The sequence below is a fragment of the Nocardioides epinepheli genome, assembly GCF_037936805.1.
GTDB lineage: Bacteria > Actinomycetota > Actinomycetes > Propionibacteriales > Nocardioidaceae > Nocardioides.
The window spans coordinates 92,799-110,010 of record NZ_JBBMMC010000012.1; the positions used below are offsets into that span (position 1 = coordinate 92,799).

A 17,212-nucleotide genomic window follows, 5' to 3' on the forward strand; every position below is an offset into this window, starting at 1 on the left:
TTTCCGTGCGCTGGGTCGGGGCTGCTCAGACGGTGAATCGGCCGCCATTGCTCAACAACACCGCTCCGACGATGTTCTTGGCCGTGGGCGAGGCGAGGTAGCAGATGGTGTCTGCGAGGTCCTCCGCCGAGGCGTAGCCGATGGCTCCCGACTTCTCCATGGCCTTCCGGACCGCCTCGGGCGTGCGGGCCGCCATCGGGGTGTCGACCGGGCCGGGGGCGACGGTGTTGACACGGATCCCGTGGGCGATGACCTCCTTGGCCACCGACTGGGAGAGGGCGTGCACACCGGCCTTGGAGGCCGCGTAGTGCGGGTAGCCGACGAGGGTGTCGAAGCCCGCGGACGATCCCACCGTGACGATCGCTCCCCCACCCCGCGGCCGCATCGCGCGCACGGCGGCACGGAGCACGTGGAAGGTGCCGTCGAGGTTGATCGAGCACACCCTGCGCCACGCCTCGTCGTCGAGCTCGCACAGCACATCGACCGGATCGCCGGACTCCTGCGCGGCGAGGATGCGCGCCTTGGCGTCCGGGTCGTCGACGCCGGCGGTGTGGACGACCACGTCGAGCCGGTCGCCGTCGGCGAGCACGTCTGCCACCAGCCGGTCGACCGCGGCCGAGTCGGCGACGTCGACGGCGTGTGCCCGGCCGCCGATCGAATCGGCGACCGCGGTGGCGTTGGGCAGGTTGAGATCGGCGACGTGGACCCGCGCCGCGCCTTCGGCCGCGAGCTGGCGGGCGACGGCGGCGCCGATGCCCGATCCGCCGCCGGTCACGAGCGCGACCTGGCCTGCGAAGCGTCCGGCCGGAGCCTCCTGCTGGTTCATCTACTTCTCCTTCGTCGAGTCGGTTCCCGCGGCGACGCGCGGTTGCAGTCGGGGTCCGGCGACCCGGACGCTCCGGGTCGTCACGGCGGTGCGTACCCGCTGCTCGGGGACGGTCATGCGCACGGTCTCCTGTTCGAGGAGGTCGTGCCTGCTGGTCACGGCATAGGACTCGGTGTAGGACTCGGTGCGGGACCGGGTCGAGATCGGATCCGGGGGCGCCCCACGGGCGAGCTGCCAATGGCGCGCGCCCAGCCGCAGCCGCTGCCGTCGGAGGTGGGCCATGGCGTCGAGGAACTGCGGCACCTGCTCGGCGTCGACCTCGTAGGTGTAGCTGACCTCGAGCGCACCCTCGTGGGTCGCCGCGACGATCGCGGCCGTGGCGGCCGCATCCGGCTCGCCCGGGAACGGCTCGATGCCCACACTCGACCCGAGCCCGGAGTGCAGCAGCACGGCCACCGACACGAGCATGAGGCCGGCTGCCAGGAGCAGTGCCGGAGAGAGGCCGACGAGGTCCGCGACCACCCCCCAGGCCAGCGCCCCGATCGCCTGGGTGCCCTGGAAGAGCAGGAGCAGCAGGGCGATCACCCGGGGGCGCACCCAGTCGGGGAGAGCCTGATGGGCAAGCATCATCCAGGTGCTCTGCACGCCCACCCAGGCCAATCCGCCGATCACCAGGAAGGGGGCCGCGACGATCAGCTGGGTGGCCACACCGAGCACCATGAGAGTGAGGGCGTAGCCGACCGAGCCGAGCGCGGCGAAGTCGCGCACGCTCAGACGTCGGCGCAGCGGCGCCAGCACCACGGTCGCTGCCACCGCACCGATCCCGAGCAGGGTCATCAGGACGCCGAAGCCGGCCGACCCGAGCCCCAGCCGGTCGTGGGCGGCGAGGGAGACCAGGGCCCACAGCGCGCTGGCCGGAAGACCGAACATCGTCATCCGGACCAGGAGGCGCTTGGTCCACGGGGAGTGGCGCACGAAGCGGAGCGAGTCGGCGATGGCCGGCAGGATCGGACGCCGCGGGTTGCGCCGGCCCGGCCAGCGCCGTTGGACGACGGCCAGCGCGAGGGCGCACGAGGCGAACAGGAGGAGCACCGTGGAGAAGGCCAGCCCCGGGCCGTGGAGGCCCAGGAGCACCCCGGCACCGAGGGGTCCGACCGCACGCGCGATGTTGTAGACCGCGCCGTCGACGACGGTGGCCGCCGGCACGAGGGGGCGCTCCAGGGTCTCCGGCAGCAGGGACTGCCAGGCCACGCCGACGACGACGAGCGCGAGACCGACGACGAGGACCGTGGCCAGCAGCGGCCAGGTGCCCGCGTCGCCGGGACCGACGACCACCACCGCGGTGGCGGCGGCCAGCGCGGAGGCCGAGACCGCGCACATCATGAGGCGCTCGCGAGCGGCATAGCCCACCACGACCCCGGCCGGGAGCGCCAGCACCAGGAAGGGAAGTGCCAGGGCGGCAGGGGCCAGCGAGACGATCGTCGCCGACTCGCCGCGCTCGGTCAGGGTCCACTGCACCGCGACGACATGGACCCATACGGCGACGGCGTTGACGAGCTGGATGGTGATCAGGAACCGGAACCTGCCGACCGCGAGCGCGGCACGAGGACCGTCGTCGCGCGGTGCGGGCGCCATGTCGCCTCCGGGTGCAAACTGAAATCACTTCGGTCGCCTATACCTATCACACCCGGACGCTGGACAACCAGGGTCAACTGAACTAAATTCAGGTCATGTCCGTTCTCGCCTCACCCACCACCCTCGAGCGGTACTACGCCGCAGTGGACGCCGACCGGATCGACGACGCGATGACGCTCGTCGCCGAGGACGTGCGCTTCGCGATCCTGCTTCCGGCCCGCGCCGTGCGCGGCGAGGGCCGCCAGGGCCTGGTCGACTACCTGTCCGGCCGGGGCGACGTCGTACGGCGTCACGTTCCGAAGCGTTCGGCCGTGTCCGAGGACGTCGAGTTCGTCTACGGCTCGGTCGTGGAGGACGAGCAGACCGTGACCGGGCACTTCCTGGCCTCGGCCCGGGTCGGCTCCGACGGCCTCATCAGCGCCTACCAGGTCGCCTTCGACCCCGAGCTCGGCCTCATCCCCGAGTGACCCGCACCCGACACCCCGTCACCGCCAGGCAGAGGAGAGCCCCATGACCCAGACGACCACCGCCGATGCCACGCCGCTCCTGCGCGACTGGTTCGAGATCATGGACTCGACCACTCCCGAGCGCGTGCTCGACATGATCACCGACGACTTCGCCCTCTCGATCCTGTTCTCCAAGGGGGCCGACCAGGCCGCCGAGTTCACCGGGGACCGCGCCGGACTGGTCGTCTATCTCGAGCAGCGCGAGGTCAGCGTGCTCACCCACCACATCCTCGACGGCGCACGGGTCGACCAGACCGAGCTGGTGCTGGGCGAGACCCGCCGCGACGGCTCGTTCGAGGCCTCGTTCAACGCCAGTGCCCAGCTCGACGCCGAGACCGGCAAGGTCCGCCGGCTGCTGATCTGCCGCACCCCCCAGGTGCGGTTCACCGACTGATCGCCGACGGGCGACCGCAGGCCAGACGACGCGACGAAGGACCTCCCCGCAGCAGCAGCTCCAGGGAGGCCCTTCGGTCCCGTGTCGGGCGGTCAGCGCGGGGCCGACTCGGCGATCGAGTCAGTCGACCATGATCCGCTCCTCGCCGGTGACGGCGATGCGGTGGCCGCGCATGTCGCCGACGTGGGCGACCGCGGCCGCCCACTCCTTGCTGGCCAGCGCCGCGTCGAGGTCCTCCTTGGTGTCGAAGCTCAGGATCGAGACGCCGTCCCAGCCCTGGGAGCGCTCCTCGAAGGCCTCCTTGACGTCGGTGTGGAGCCAGCGGCGCAGGCCCGGGAGCGGGTAGGTGTGCTCGGCGTGCTCGCCGCGCCACCACTCGATGAACTGCTCGTGGGTCCAGTCCTCGGGGCGGGAGGCCATCAAGATGAGGTTGTACATCGCTAATCTCCTGATCTGAATTTGGTTTAGGAACAGGGGGCGTGCGTCCCCGCCGAGTGCTCGGCGGCGAGACTCAGGGACCGACCAGTCGCAGGGAGGCGTCGCCGATGTAGTCGCGGATCTCCTCCAGGCTGGTGGGCCCGCCGGTGCGGTACCAGCGCCACACGCTCACCACGAGGGCGAGCAGGACGCGGCTGGTCTGCTGGGCGTCGCGTTCGACGAAGTCGCCCGAGGCCATCCCGCGCTCGACGAGATCGGTCCAGTTCTTCTCCACCTTCCGCACGAGTGCCCGGGCGTGCTGGCGCTCGGCCTCCTCCCGCTCGGACTGCCGGGGCGTGGCGAGCAGATCCATGTGGCTCTGCAGGATCCGCATCTGCAGGACCTCCTGCGGCGTGACGTCGAACGCCGCGCGCACGGCCGCGCGCAGCTGGTCGGCGGGAGTGTCACCCTCGGCCACCGCCTGGTCGAAGCGCTCCGAGGAGCGCTCGAGCTCGGTGCTCATGATCGTCAGCAGGCAGTGGACCTTGGACTCGAAGTAGTGGTAGAGCGCGGTCTGGCCGATTCCGACCTTGTCGGCCACCGAGGCCCACTTGGTGAGCTCGAAGCCGTCGTCGCCGAAGCTCTCGATCGCGGCGCTCAGGATGAGTCCGCGCTTGGAGCGCGGCCCCTCGGTCGCTTGCGATTGGCGGGCCATGAGCCTTCTCCTCTTCGTGGGCAGTCACACGAGTCTAGGCGACTTGACGTCAGTTCAGGACCGTTCGGCGGACTTCGCGAGCCGCGCGGCCAGGCTCACCGCGTCGTTGCGGGCCAGCTTCCCGACCCGGTTCTGCGGCAGATCGGCCACCGGGAAGACGAACTCGGGCCAGTGGTGCTTCGGGACGCCGCTGGCCGCAAGGTGGGACTTGACCGTCTCGAGGTCCAGGCTCGGACTCCGGGTGACCACCAGTGCCGCCGCTCGCTCGCCGAGCATCTCGTCGGGCACCGGGACCACACAGACCTGGACGACGTCGGGCACCGAGGCCACGGCCGCCTCGACCTCGTTGATGTCGATGTTGCGGCCACCGCGGATGATGATCTGCTTCTCCCGGCCGACGATGTTGATCGTGCCGTCCTCGTTGACCCGCGCGAGGTCGCCGGTGAAGAAGAACCCGTCGGGAGTGAGCTCCGGGGGCACCGGGGCGCCGTCGCGGGCGTAGCCGGTGAACAGCGAGGGGCCCTTGACCTGCGCCCGGCCGACCGCGCCGGTCGGAAGCGGGTGATCATGCTCGTCGACGACGCGGACCTCGATCCCCGGGAACGGCCGGCCGTCCCGGTCGAGCCGGATCTCGGCGGGGTCAGAAGGTGAGGGCGTGGTGTGCCCGAGGCACTCCGACATGCCGAAGACCCGGAGGAACCTGGTGCCGAGCAGGTCCTCGGCGCGACCGAGCGCGCCGGCGTCCATCGGGCCGCCACCGACGGTCATCGCCTTCAGCGACGACAGGCCGCCCTCGGCGCCGTCGACCATGGCGAACTGCAGCGCCATCGTCGGCACCAGCATGGTCCAGCGGACCTGCTCGCGGCCGATCAGGTCGAGCGCGTCGGCCGGGTTCCACTTCGGCAGGCACACCATGGTGCCGCCGAGCATGGCCGGCAGATAGAGCCCGAAGCACAGTGCGGCGACCGACGACAGCGGCACGAACGCGCCGACCCGGTCGCCGGGCTCGAGGCCGACGGCGTCGATCGTGGCACCGGCGGCGAACCGGATGGCGGACTCGGACTGCACGACGCACTTGGGACGTCCCGTCGAGCCCGAGGTCATCGCGACCGCGGCGCCGCCGCGCCACCGCTCGGTGCCGCGGGTGGCCCCGCCGGTGGCCCGGAGGGTCCAGCCGTCCAGCGCGCTCGCCTCGGCCTGGAAACCCTTGCTCGCCGCGTCCCAGGTCTCCAGGCAGTGCGGGGAGGCGATCACGACGTCGGGACCGACGTCCTCGAGTGCGAGGTCGAACTCGTGGGCGGTCGCATGGCCGCTGAACACGACCAGGAAGCCGTCGAGCCGGCCGACCGCCAGCGCCGTCACGAGGGTGCGCCAGGAGTTGTCGGCCTGCACCAGCACGGTCGGGGCGCCCTCGACGACGTCCGCGATGGTCGCGGAGAGCGCCTCGGCGGCCGACCAGACGTCGGCGGCGCGGTGTGCTCCGTCGGCGTCGATGACGGCCACATGGTCCGGGTCGGCGGCGGTCCGCGTCGCGAACTCCTCGGCAAGCACCCGCATCAGTCCATCCTCCTGGATTCGTCTGTTTCCGTGGCGGTGCGGTCGGGCACCACGACCGCGCGGCCACGTATCTCACCGGCCCTGAGCCGCTCGTAGGCCTCGATCGCCTCACTGAGCGCGAAGGTCTCCACATGGGCGCTGATCGCGCCCTCCCGGGCGAGCCCGACGACCGTCTCGAGGTCGGGCTTGGGCCCCCAGAACGGTGCCGCCACCGACCACCCCTGAGGGAGACCGAGGTCCTTGCCCACCGGGAGCACTCCCCCGGCGCCGCCCACCACGGAGGACGAGCCACCCGGTGCGAGCAGAGCGACACAGGCGGCCATCGTGCTCTCGGACGCGACGAAGTCGTAGACGGCGTCGAAGCGCCGGATCGGCGAGTCGGCGACTCGGGCGACCTCCTCGAGATCCTCGTGCACGGCATGTGCGCCGAGCGAGCTGGCGAGCTCACGCGCGGCGGGCTTGGGGTCGACGACGACGATGGTGGCCGGCGTCGTCGCGAGGAGCTGGACCGCGAAGTGACCCAGGCCGCCCGCGCCCACGACCAGCACCCGCGAGTCGGCGTCGAAGCCGTCCCACTGGGGACGCAGGGCGTGGAATGCCGTCAGTGCGGCATCGGTGAGCGGCGCGGCCGCCACCGGGTCGAGGCCGTCGGCAGCGACGAGATAGCGGGTGTCGGGGACGACGAGGTACTCGGCCAGGCCACCGTCGTAGCCGAGGCCGTTGCCGATCGCCGGAGGCCGCGCCAGGCAGTAGTTCTCCCGGCCCGCACGGCACCGCCGGCAGGTGCCGCAGCCCCAGATGCCGTGCACGACGACCTGACGTCCCAGCCAGGCGGCGTCGACGCCGTCACCCAGGCCGATGACGGTGCCGGCGACCTCGTGGCCCAGGGTGAAGGGCAGCTCGAAGGGCAGCCGGCCCTCGGGCGAGTCGACGACGTGCAGGTCGGAGTGGCACATGCCGGCCGCGGTGACCTCGAGCAGGACGCCACCCGCGCGCGGCTCGGGGATCGGGATCTCGCGCAGCCGGGCGGGCTCCCCCCAGGCCTCGAAGCGCACCGCGAGCATCGTGTCGGTCACTTCGCCGTCCACCCTCCGTCGACGCACAGGATGTGCCCGGTGACGTAGGAAGAGGCGTCGGAGGCCAGGAACAGCACCGCGCCGTCGACCTCGCCCTCGCGTCCGCCGCGGTTCAGCATCGTCCCGCGGCGCACCCAGTTCGCGGACTTCTCGTTGGTGAACAGCCCGTCGGTCATCTCGGTGTCGAACCAGCCCGGGACGACGGCGTTGACCCGGACACCACGGCGACCCCACTGGCCGGCCAGCTCGCGGGTCATCCCGATGACCGCGGCCTTCGAGGCCGCATAGCCGGCCCCGCCGATGGGCGCGGTCGAGCCGAGCCCGACCACCGAGGAGACGTTGATGATCGAGGCACCGTGCTCGTCGGGGAGCGAGCGCACCACGGCGGCGGACAGGGCGAAGCCGGCCACGACGTTGAGCTGGAGCAGGGTGTCGAACTCGGCGACGGTCTCGCTCAGCGCGTCGGGTCCGCCGGGCATCCCGGCGTTGTTGATCAGGATGTCGATCGGCCCGCACGCCGAGGCGGCCTCGACCAGGCCGTCGCGGTCCCCGGCCACGGTGACGTCGCACCGCACCGGGACGATGCCGGGGACCGCGGCGGTCAGCTGCTCCAGCCGGTCCACCCGACGGGCGGCCGCCACGACGGTGGCGCCGGCCGCGGCGAGGGTGCGCGCGAAGCCCTCGCCGAGCCCGGACGACGCTCCGGTGACGATGGCGACCCGGCCGGTGAGGTCGAACATCTTCGAGGGGTCCACGGGTCAGTGCCTTCCTTGCGAACGCTCAGTAGACGGCCGTACGGCCGCCGTCGACGGGGATCAGCGCGCCGGTGGTGTATCCGGCGCGATCGCTGGCCAGGTGGGTCACCATGCTGGCGACCTCGGCGGGGTGGCCCAGTCGCCCGGCCGGCAGGTTGCGGGTGACCAGGCCGAGGAAGTCCTCGTCCCAGTCGGCCGACATGTCGGTCTCGAAGGCGCCGGGCATCACGCAGTTGACCCGCACGTGCGGGGCGTACTCCTGGGCGAAGGCCCGGGTCAAGGCGTTGAGGCCGTTCTTCGCCGCGGCGTACATCGCCTCCGCGGGGCTGGGGCGCTCGGCGCCGATGCTGGAGATGTTGATGATCGAGCCGGCGCCGCGCTCGGCCATATGCGTGCCGGCCACCGCCATGAGCCGGAAGGGGCCCTTGAGGTTGACCTCCATCGTCTTGTTGAACAGCGACTCGCTCACCTCCAGCAGAGAGGGGGCGAGCGGGGCGATGCCGGCGTTGTTCACGACGACGTCGAGGTGCCCGAACCGCTCGATGACGCTGGCCACGGCCGGCTCGATCGACTCCCACTGGCCCACGTGCAGGGCGAGCGGCATCGTCTCGACCCCGTACTTGTCGGCGATGTCGGAGGCGACGGACTCACAGGCCTCGGCCTTGCGGCTGGAGACGACGACGGCGGCGCCGTCGGCGGCCAGCCCCTCGGCGATCGCCTGTCCGAGCCCGCGCGTGGCTCCGGTGACCAGGGCGACCTTCCCTGTCAGCTCCCCGCTCATGAGCGCTGCTCCTGGTGCTGCTGGTGCTTCTTCAGCTCCAGGCGGGCCATCGTGCGCAGGTGGACCTCGCTGGGGCCGTCGGCGATCTGCAGGGCGCGGGTGATGGCGAAGAGCCGGCCGAGCACGGTGTCGTCGCTGACCCCTGCGGCGCCGTAGGTCTGCACGGCCCGGTCGACGACGCGGTGGGCGGTCTCCATGGCGGCGACCTTGATCGCCGCGACGTCGGAGCGTGCGGCCTTGTTCCCCTGGGTGTCCATCAGCCAGGCCGCCCGGAAGGTCAGCAGCCGGATCTGGTCGATCTCCAGGCGGCTGCGCGCGATCCACTCGCGCACCACGCCGCGCTGGGCCAGCGGCTCCCCGAACGCCACCCGCGACAAGGCCCGCTCGCACATCATGTCCAAGGCTCGCTCGGCGAAGCCGATCGCGCGCATCGCGTAGTGCATCCGACCCGGGCCGAGCCGGCCCTGGGCGATCTTGAAGCCGTCGCCCTCCTCGCCGAGCATGTTCGCGGCCGGGACGCGCACGTCGGTGAACTGCACCTCGCCGTGCCCGAGGCGGTCCTGGTAGCCGAACATCGGGAGGTCGCGGACGACCTCGATCCCGGGTGCGTCGGTGGGCACCAGGATCATGCTCTGCTGACGGTAGGTCGGACCGTCCGGGTCGGACTTGCCCATGAAGATGATCAGCTTGCAGTCCGGGTCCAAGATGCCGGAGGTGTACCACTTGCGGCCGTTGAGGACGTACTCGTCGCCGTCACGCAGGATCGTCGAGGTGATGTTGGTGGCGTCCGAGCTCGCGACCGCGGGCTCGGTCATCGCGAACGCCGAGCGGATCTCGCAGGCCAGCAGCGGGTCGAGCCACTGCTCCTGCTGCTCCGGCGTGCCGTACATCGCCAGGATCTCCATGTTGCCGGTGTCGGGCGCGGAGCAGTTGATGGCCTCGTTGCCGATGATGGAGCGACCGACGATCTCGGCGAGCGGGGCGTACTCGCAGTTGGTCAGCCCGGCTCCGCGATCGCCGTGGGTCATGAAGAGGTTCCACAGCCCGCGCTCGCGTGCGAGCTTCTGGAGGTCGCGCATGATCTGCGGCTGCTCGTGCGGGTTCTCGTTGGCGGCGACCTGGGCGTCGTAGACGGCCTCGGCCGGGTAGACGTGCTCCTGCATGAACCGCTCGAGCTCGACCTTCAGCTCCTCGGTCCGCGGTGACAACGCGAAGTCCATGGCTTCTCCTCCTGACGCCGACTCAGCCGAGTCGTTCGAGTCCGCTGGTGATGAGCCGGACGATGGTGTCCGGCAGACGTTCCTGGTCGGGGTCCTCGTGCCGACCCTCGCGATGGCGGCGCAGGTTGTGGCCCATGATCGCGGCCATCTTGTAGCGGCCGAGGGCGTTGAACCAGTCCATCGCGTCCGGCGCCGGACCGCCGTCGGTGTAGGCCGCGAGGAGCTCGTCCTCGGTCGGCAGGCCGGGCACGTCGCGCCCGACGCCGGGGAAGTTCGAGCCGTCGGCGAAGACGAGGAACCAGCCGAGCTCGACGCGCGGGTCGCCGATGCTCCAGATCTCCCAGTCGATGATGGCGCGCGGCTCGAGGTCGGTGCAGATGATGTTGCCCAGGCGATAGTCGCCGTGGACGAGGGTCGGCTCGAGTGCGCTGGGCACGGCCGCCTCCAACCTCGCCTGCAGTTCGGTGGCGCCGGGCACCAGCTCCTCGGGGACCGCGCCCATCGTCCGGGCCCACCGGGCCAGCTCCTCGGCCGGTGCGAGCGTCTCGGCACCGGGAGGCAGCAGGTCCAGCGGCACCCGGTGCAGTCGCGGCAGGATCTGCGCCGCGCGGCTCATCCGCGCCGCCGCGCGGGCCGGGTCGATCTCCGGGTCGTCGAGGGTTGGCTCGATCGACTCGCCGTGGACGAACTCGACGGCGAACCAGGCGGGCTCGGTCTCGTCGACGGCGACCACCGCCGGGACGGGGACGTCGGTCGGCGCGAGCGCGACCATGATGCGCGCCTGCTTCAGCATGTCGTGGCGTCCGATCGAGCGCTGGCCGCGCGGGACGGCCTTGACCACGACGTCGCGCCCCGACCCGACCGGCAGTCGGTAGGTCAGTCCGGAATGCCCCCCAGGCAGCACGGCCAGCTCACCGATGTCGGTCAGGTCGGTCTCGGCGCGCAGCCTCTCCGCGATCCGCGGGCCGAGGATCTCCTCGTACGGCGCCTCGTTCGTCGCCGCGTTCATGGACGGGGCTCCCGAGGAAGTCCGAGAACCCGCTCGGCGATGATGTTGTGCTGGATCTCGTCGGTGCCGCCGGCGATCCGGTAGCCGGGCGCACCGAGGATGTGCTCGGTCCACGCCCAGGTGCCCCAGCGGCCGGAGTCGACGCTGGCCTCGGGCCCGAGCAGGGCGCGGGCGACCTCGGAGGTGCGGGCCATCGTGTCGGTGGCCAGCAGCTTGCCGACCGACGCCTCGGGGCCGGGGTCCTGTCCGGAGACGACGGCGGCCGCCACGCGCATCCCGGTCAGGCGCTGGACATAGCTGCGGGTCAGCAGGTCGGCGACCTGGTCCCGCTCGAGCGCGTCGAGGTCGCGGCCGAGGTTGCGGGCCAGCTCGATCGCCTGGTCGGCGTTCTCGAGACCGAGGTTGCCCGAGTCCAGGCGCTCGGAGGCCAGCACGGTCAGTGCGACCTTCCACCCCTGGTCGACCGGGCCGAGGCGGTACTCGTCGGAGAGGACGACGCCGTCGAGGTAGACCTCGTTGAAGGAGGAGCCGCCGGTCATCTGCCGGATCGGGCGGATCTCCACGCCGGGAGCGTCCATCGGGACGATGAAGACGGTGAGTCCGGCGTGCTTGGCGACGTCCGGGTCGGTGCGGGTGACGGCGATGCCGTAGTCGGCGACGGGTGCGCCGGAGGTCCAGACCTTGTGCCCGTCGAGCCGCCAGCTGCCGTCCTCGAGCCGAGTCGCCTTGGTGCGCACCGCGGCGAGGTCGGAGCCGGCCTCGGTCTCGGAGAACAGCTGGCAGGCGATCAGGTCGGTGCGGACCATCGCCCGCACGTAGCGCTCGCGCTGCTCGGGGGTCCCCCATTGGGCGATGGCCGGTGCGATGAGCTGTTGGGTGACCGGGAACATCTCGGTGCGACGCGGCACGTCGAACTCGTCCTCGAGGCGCCGGAAGGCCACCAGGTAGGCGATCGGCAGGGCGCGGCCGCCGTACTCCTCGCCCCACGTGATCGCACCGAAGCCGGCGTCGAACTTCGCCTGCTCGTACTCGCGGATCCGGTCGGTCTCAGCGCGCTCCTGCTCGGCGGTCCAGTTCTCGAAGACCGCCACCGAGTCCGAGCCCTCGCCCCAGGCCCGCGTGGTGCGGGGTGAGGCGATCGAGCTCAGCCAGGTGCGCGCGTCGTCGAGGAAGGCTTCCAGAGTGGGCGTGGTCATCTCAGACTCCCAAGACGGTGCAGGCACTGACGCCGGGGGCGCCGTAGACGTGGGTGAAGCCGAGTCGGGGGTTCCCGGGAACCTGACGCTCTCCGGCCTCCCCGCGCAGCTGGGTGACGATCTCGTGGACCTGCCGCAGACCCGAGGCGCCGATCGGCTCGCCGTTGGCGATGCAGCCGCCGTCGGTGTTGACCGGCAGGGAGCCGGCGATCTCGGTCGCGCCGGAGGCGATCAGGTCCTCCTGCTCGCCGTCCTTGCAGAACCCGGCCTCGGCCAGGTGCATCACCTCGGCGCCGCTCTCGGTGTCCTGGAGCTGGGCGACGTCGATCTGGTCGGGCGTGACGCCGGCGATCTCGAAGGCGGCGGCCGCCGCGGCGGCGCTGACGCTGGTGGGCGCTCCGGTGCCCTGGATCGCCGGGCTGAACACCTCGAACGAGCCGAACTGCCGGGTGCGGGCGGCCACCGAGAGGAGCGTGACGGGCCGCAGTCCACTACGCCGCGCGGCCGACTCGCTGGCGACGATGATGGCCGCGCCGCCCTCGCCGGGCGAGCAGAACATGTAGCGGGTCAGCGGGTCGTTGACCATGTCGGCGGACAGGATGTCCTCCTCGCTGATCGCCTCCCGACGCCACGCGTTCGGGTTGAGCACACCGTTGCGATAGGCCTTGGCGGCCACCGCGGCCAGCGTCTGGTCGCTGATGCCGTACTCGCGCATGTAGCGGGCGATCTTGATGCCGAAGAACTGCGTGGTGACCATCAGGCCCGCCTCGCCGTAGCCGGCGCCGAGACCCCAGTCCTCCGGGCGCGGGTCGAAGGCTCCACGCGGGTGCTTGTCGAAGCCGACCGCGAGGGCGATCTCGGCCTGACCGGAGCGGATCGCGTTGACCGCGCTCACCAGCGCGCTGCCGCCGGTCGCGCAGCCGTTCTTCACATTGGTGAACGGGATCCCGGTGAGGCCGAGCTCGGCGACGAGCGTGTCGGCCAGTCCGGCGCCGTCACTCCCGCCGAAGGCGACCTGGACGTCGCCCCACTCCAGCCCCGCATCGCGCAGGGCTGTCTGGATCGCGGTCACGGCCATCTCGCGTCCCGTGACCCCCGGCTGCCGCCCGAACGGCGACAGGCCGGCGCCGATGATCGAGACCGGTGCCATCAGCTCTCCTCAGTGTCAATGGCGGTGTCCACGGCGAAGCGTGGGACGGGTTCGGTCGCCACGAGCACCACGCTTGCGTGATCCTCTAGTTGGGCGAAGTCGTCGCAGTCGAGGATCGCCTCGACCTTCACGCCTTCGGGAAGCTCGACATAGCCGACGGCGAACGGGCGGAACCCGTCGGCCGGCGGGATGTAGGGCGGGGACTTCGGCGCGAAGCGCTGGATCGTGAAGCCCCAGACGGTCCCGCGACTGCCGAGAGTCACCGGCTCCATCGTGCCGCCGCAGCGCTGGCACCCTCGCGCCGAGGGGAACGCGACGTTGCCGCAGGCGGCACATCGGCTCCCCTCGAGCGCGAGGGATCCCAGCTCAGTCACGTCGACGTCCTCGATCGCTCGACCAGCCTCAGCGGCCGACCCACTTGGGCTCGCGCTTCTCGAGGAACGCCTGGACGCCCTCCTTGCCGTCCTCGGACTGCAGGGCGTTGCCGACCGCGAGGTGCTCCATGATCATGAGCGAGCGGACGTCGGCGTCGAGACCCTGGTTGATGGCCATCTTGGTCAGACGCATCATGTAGGGGCTCTTGTCGATGATCGGAGCGATGAACTCCTCCACGGCCTTGTCGAGCCCCTCGGCCGGGGCCGACTCGTTGATGAGGTCGAAGTCCTTGGCCTCCTTGCCCGACATGAGCTTGCCGGTGAGCATGAGCTCCTTGGTCTTGCGCAGGCCGATCATGCGCGGCAGGCGGTAGATCGGGCCGGCGCCGCCGAACAGGGCGCGGCGGATGTGGAAGTCGCCGATCTTCGCGTCGTCGGAGGCGATGGCGAAGTCACACGAGATCATCAGCTCGAAGCCGCCGGCGGTGACGTAGCCCTCGAGCACGGCGACCGAGGGGGTCTTCATCGAGTACAGGCGGTCGCAGACCTCGGCCGAGAGCACGGCGACGTCCATCGCGGTGGTCGTGCCGATGAAGTCCGACAGCAGCTCGTCGAGGTCGAAGCCGGAGCAGAACTGGTTCTCCACCCCGCGCAGCACGAGGACCTTGAGGTTCGGGTCCTCGTCGACCTCCTTGATGATCTCGTCGAGGCGGTGCAGCAGCTCGACGGTGACGGCGTTCTTCTTGTGCGGCCGGTTGAGCCAGACTCGCGCGACGTCGCCGTCCTTCTCGAGGAGGACGTGATCGGTGTCGACAACCATGATGGTGTCCCTTCTGAGCGGTCAAAGTGAACTGGATTCACTTTAGTATGGGTCCGCCGAGGGTCGCCGTCAATACTTGAATTGAAGTGAGTTCGATTCTACCGTGGAAGCCCTCATGCCCCGGGTCGCTCACCGCGGCCCCACTCACTAAGGACTGCGCGCATGGACCACGCGACCGACCGCCCCACCGATCTCACGACCGACCTGCTCGTCATCGGCGGCGGCATGGCCGGGCTCACCGCCGCCGCCCGCGCCGCCCGCGACGGGCAGCGGGTGGTCGTGGTTGAGGTCGGCGCCGACGTCGGGGGCTCGGGCCGGTTCGCCGGCTACATCTGGACCGCCCCCGACCACGAGGTCATGGACCAGCAGAACCCGAACGGCGATGCCGCCCTCAAGCGCCGCCTGGTCGACGACTTCGCCGCAGCCGTGGAGTGGATCCGCAGTACGGGCGTCGAAGCGAAGCCGGCCCAGCGGATCCTCTCCTTCGGGCGCGGGCACGAGTTCGACACCAACCACTACGTCGACACCTGCCGCCGGCTCGTCACCGAGGCCGGCGGGTCGGTCCTGATCGACACCGTCACCGAGGAGCTGCTCGAGAGCGACGGCGCGGTCGTCGGCGCCCGGGTCCGCCGCTCCTCCGGCGAGGAGCTGGACATCACGGCACGCCACACCGTCTTGGCCACCGGCGGGTTCCAGGGCAGTGCGGAGCTGCGCGAGACCTATCTCGGCTCCGGCGCGGGCGAGATGCCGCTTCGATCCAACCCGCACAGCCAGGGTGACGGGCTGCGCCTGGCCACCGCCGTCGGCGCCGCCGTCGGGCCGGAGCAGGCGGGCTTCTACGGCCACCTCGTGCCCAGCGGGGTGCCGTTCAAGGACTCCGGCGACTTCGTCGACCTCTCGCTCTACTACAGCGAGCACGCCCTGCTGTTCAACCTGGAGAACCGACGCTTCGTCGACGAGACGCTCGGCGACCACCTCACCACGGTCGCCCTCATGGAGCAGCCCGAGGCCCGTGGACTGCTGATCGCCGACGGCCGGGTCTACCGCGACTGGATGGTCCCGGCCTACGTCGAGGGCGCGGTCAGCGTGGACAAGTTCGCGCTCGCCTCCCGGCGCGGCGGCCGCACCGGCCTGGCGGAGTCCCTCGAGGAGCTGGAGTACCTGCCCGAGGACTGGGGCTACGACGGCCCCACGATCCGGGCGGAGATCGAGCGCTACAACGAGGCGGCGGCGTCCGGGACGCTCGAGCCCGGCCGCGCACTCGACCCCGCGCCCCTTCTCGAGCCGCCCTACTACGTCATCGAGACGATCCCCGCGATCACGTTCCCCTTCACCGGGATCCTCATCGACGACCACGCCCGGGTGCTCGACTCCGACGGCCGGCCGATCCCCGGCCTGCTCGCGGCCGGCTCCGACACCGGCGGCCTCTGGAACCGCGCCTACGCCGGCGGTCTGGCCGCGGCGATCGTCTTCGGGCTGGCGGCCGCCGAGAGCGCCGGGGCCCCTTCCTCCGGCGAGTGACCCACACGGACTCGGGCCGCCCCGCGTGCTGCGGGGCGGCCCAGTCCGTTCAGAGCGCTTCGGAGACTGCGCCTCTCCGGAGCCTCAGATGCCGATCAGGTCGGCGACGCGGTTGCGGTGGCCGCGAGCGGTGCCGAAGAGGCCCTCGTCGCCGAGCACCCGCTTGAGGTAGAAGTGCGCGGGGTGCTCCCAGGTGAAGCCGATCCCCCCGCTCAGCTGGACCGCCTCGTGAACGGTCCGCATCGCGGCGTCGGTCACCACCGCGCCGGCGACCTCGGCCGCGAGCTCGGCCTCGGGGTCCTCGTCGAAGAGCGCGGCGGCGTAGTCGACCGCCGAGCGGGACCGCTCGAGATCGACCAGCACGTCGGCCAGGCGGTGCTTGATCGCCTGGAACGAGCCGATCGGCCGGCCGAACTGCTCACGCTGGGTCACGTACTCGACGGTCGCGTCGAGCTGGCGCCGGATGATGCCCACGTGCTCGGCCGCGACGGCGATGGCGGCGGCGCGAGACACCTGGGCCCAGACGGCGTCCGCGCGGTCGGGCCCGACGAGGATGGTCGCGGCGGCGCCGTCCAGCTCGAGGTCGGCCTGCCGACGGGTCGGGTCGATCACCTCGAGCGGACGGATCGAGACGCCGTCCGCGGCGGCGTTCTCCTCGCCGCCCAGGCGCACCGCGACGATGCCCTCGGCGCAGTGGGCGATCACCAGGTCGCTCTCGGCCCCTGCGACGACCCGGCGCACGCTCCCGCGGACCCGGCCGTCCTCGACGGTGAGAGCGGAGTCGAAGGCGACCGTTCCCACGAGGCGTCCGCTCGCGACGTCGGCCAGCAGGTCGGCGACGGCGTCGGAGTCGTCGGCGAGGGCCAGCGCCAGCGGCACGAGCACCGAGGACTCGAGGACCGGTTCGGAGAGCAGTGCTCCCCCGGTCTCCTCCAGGACCACCGCGAGATCCCGCAGCCCGAAGCCGGCGCCGCCGAGGCTCTCGGGCACGATCATCGACCCGAGGTCGAGCTCGCGGTTCAACCGCTGCCAGAGATCCTCGGACCAGCCACGGGGCTGCTCGACCGCACGACGCACCGCCTCGTGGTCGGCGTCCTTCTCCAGGAGGTGGCGCACCACGCCGCGCAGCTCCTCATGCTCCTCCAACGGCGTCATGATCGACGGATCGGCTTCCGGCCGGACGGCGACGTGCTCGGTCATTGGTCCTCCTGGCAAGACGGGTTGCTCGCGACCTTACTTGAATTCACTTCAATACAGAAG

Annotated in this window: 18 protein-coding genes; 3 read left to right on the forward strand and 15 right to left on the reverse strand. The window is 71.2% G+C overall.

Features of this window, described 5'->3' with window-relative positions; genetic code table 11:
- Nucleotides 1-25: 25 nt before the first annotated feature.
- Both WMR31_RS16280 and WMR31_RS16285 read right to left on the reverse strand, forming a co-directional pair.
- Nucleotides 26-826: an SDR family NAD(P)-dependent oxidoreductase gene (locus WMR31_RS16280; RefSeq protein WP_340539924.1), complete on the reverse strand. Its 801-nt coding sequence runs from the start codon at nt 824-826 to the stop codon at nt 26-28.
- Nucleotides 827-2,461, reverse strand: coding sequence for an MFS transporter (locus tag WMR31_RS16285; protein ID WP_340539925.1), 1,635 nt, complete (start codon nt 2,459-2,461; stop codon nt 827-829).
- Nucleotides 2,462-2,556: 95 nt separating this feature from the next.
- On the opposite strand from WMR31_RS16285, the gene WMR31_RS16290 reads away from it, so the two are divergent.
- Complete coding sequence (locus tag WMR31_RS16290) at nt 2,557-2,928, forward strand: nuclear transport factor 2 family protein (protein WP_340539926.1); 372 nt, start codon at nt 2,557-2,559, stop codon at nt 2,926-2,928.
- A gap of 43 nt (nt 2,929-2,971) precedes the next feature.
- Nucleotides 2,972-3,361 (forward strand): hypothetical protein, encoded by a 390-nt coding sequence (locus WMR31_RS16295; protein ID WP_340539927.1) that lies wholly within the window; start codon nt 2,972-2,974, stop codon nt 3,359-3,361.
- 120 nt (nt 3,362-3,481) lie between these two features.
- Here the strand turns inward: WMR31_RS16295 and WMR31_RS16300 are convergent, their stop codons facing one another.
- The 12 genes from WMR31_RS16300 to WMR31_RS16355 all read right to left on the reverse strand — a co-directional run bounded on the left by WMR31_RS16300 (nt 3,482) and on the right by WMR31_RS16355 (nt 14,431).
- Nucleotides 3,482-3,799, reverse strand: coding sequence for an EthD family reductase (locus tag WMR31_RS16300; RefSeq protein WP_340539928.1), 318 nt, complete (start codon nt 3,797-3,799; stop codon nt 3,482-3,484).
- A 73-nt stretch (nt 3,800-3,872) separates the two neighbouring features.
- Entirely contained in the window at nt 3,873-4,493 is a 621-nt protein-coding gene (locus WMR31_RS16305) for a TetR/AcrR family transcriptional regulator (protein WP_340539929.1), read from the reverse strand.
- Between the two features lie 54 nt (nt 4,494-4,547).
- Nucleotides 4,548-6,050 (reverse strand): class I adenylate-forming enzyme family protein, encoded by a 1,503-nt coding sequence (locus WMR31_RS16310; RefSeq protein ID WP_340539930.1) that lies wholly within the window; start codon nt 6,048-6,050, stop codon nt 4,548-4,550.
- Nucleotides 6,050-7,126: an NAD(P)-dependent alcohol dehydrogenase gene (locus tag WMR31_RS16315; RefSeq protein WP_340539931.1), complete on the reverse strand. Its 1,077-nt coding sequence runs from the start codon at nt 7,124-7,126 to the stop codon at nt 6,050-6,052. The genes WMR31_RS16310 and WMR31_RS16315 overlap by 1 nt, the downstream gene beginning before the upstream one ends.
- Nucleotides 7,123-7,881: an SDR family NAD(P)-dependent oxidoreductase gene (locus WMR31_RS16320; protein WP_340539932.1), complete on the reverse strand. Its 759-nt coding sequence runs from the start codon at nt 7,879-7,881 to the stop codon at nt 7,123-7,125. Before WMR31_RS16320 ends, WMR31_RS16315 begins: the two co-directional genes overlap by 4 nt.
- Before the next feature lie 25 nt (nt 7,882-7,906).
- Nucleotides 7,907-8,662 carry an SDR family NAD(P)-dependent oxidoreductase gene (locus WMR31_RS16325; RefSeq protein WP_340539933.1) on the reverse strand — a complete coding sequence of 252 codons (756 nt, stop codon included), beginning with the start codon at nt 8,660-8,662 and terminating at the stop codon, nt 7,907-7,909.
- Nucleotides 8,659-9,882 (reverse strand): acyl-CoA dehydrogenase family protein, encoded by a 1,224-nt coding sequence (locus tag WMR31_RS16330; RefSeq protein WP_340539934.1) that lies wholly within the window; start codon nt 9,880-9,882, stop codon nt 8,659-8,661. Before WMR31_RS16330 ends, WMR31_RS16325 begins: the two co-directional genes overlap by 4 nt.
- A 22-nt stretch (nt 9,883-9,904) precedes the next feature.
- Nucleotides 9,905-10,891: a phosphotransferase family protein gene (locus WMR31_RS16335; RefSeq protein ID WP_340539935.1), complete on the reverse strand. Its 987-nt coding sequence runs from the start codon at nt 10,889-10,891 to the stop codon at nt 9,905-9,907.
- The gene (locus WMR31_RS16340; protein ID WP_340539936.1) at nt 10,888-12,087 is read right to left on the reverse strand and encodes an acyl-CoA dehydrogenase family protein; all 1,200 of its coding nucleotides are present in this window, start codon (nt 12,085-12,087) and stop codon (nt 10,888-10,890) included. The genes WMR31_RS16335 and WMR31_RS16340 overlap by 4 nt, the downstream gene beginning before the upstream one ends.
- A gap of 1 nt (nt 12,088) precedes the next feature.
- Nucleotides 12,089-13,237 carry a thiolase family protein gene (locus tag WMR31_RS16345; protein ID WP_340539937.1) on the reverse strand — a complete coding sequence of 383 codons (1,149 nt, stop codon included), beginning with the start codon at nt 13,235-13,237 and terminating at the stop codon, nt 12,089-12,091.
- Nucleotides 13,237-13,611 (reverse strand): Zn-ribbon domain-containing OB-fold protein, encoded by a 375-nt coding sequence (locus WMR31_RS16350; protein ID WP_340539938.1) that lies wholly within the window; start codon nt 13,609-13,611, stop codon nt 13,237-13,239. Before WMR31_RS16350 ends, WMR31_RS16345 begins: the two co-directional genes overlap by 1 nt.
- 28 nt (nt 13,612-13,639) lie before the next feature.
- Nucleotides 13,640-14,431 carry an enoyl-CoA hydratase/isomerase family protein gene (locus WMR31_RS16355; protein WP_340539939.1) on the reverse strand — a complete coding sequence of 264 codons (792 nt, stop codon included), beginning with the start codon at nt 14,429-14,431 and terminating at the stop codon, nt 13,640-13,642.
- A gap of 162 nt (nt 14,432-14,593) precedes the next feature.
- On the opposite strand from WMR31_RS16355, the gene WMR31_RS16360 reads away from it, so the two are divergent.
- Nucleotides 14,594-15,952: an FAD-dependent oxidoreductase gene (locus WMR31_RS16360; protein ID WP_340539940.1), complete on the forward strand. Its 1,359-nt coding sequence runs from the start codon at nt 14,594-14,596 to the stop codon at nt 15,950-15,952.
- Nucleotides 15,953-16,036: 84 nt separating this feature from the next.
- Here the strand turns inward: WMR31_RS16360 and WMR31_RS16365 are convergent, their stop codons facing one another.
- Nucleotides 16,037-17,152, reverse strand: a complete 1,116-nt coding sequence (locus WMR31_RS16365; protein ID WP_340539941.1) for an acyl-CoA dehydrogenase family protein — start codon at nt 17,150-17,152, stop codon at nt 16,037-16,039.
- Nucleotides 17,153-17,212 lie beyond the last annotated feature (60 nt).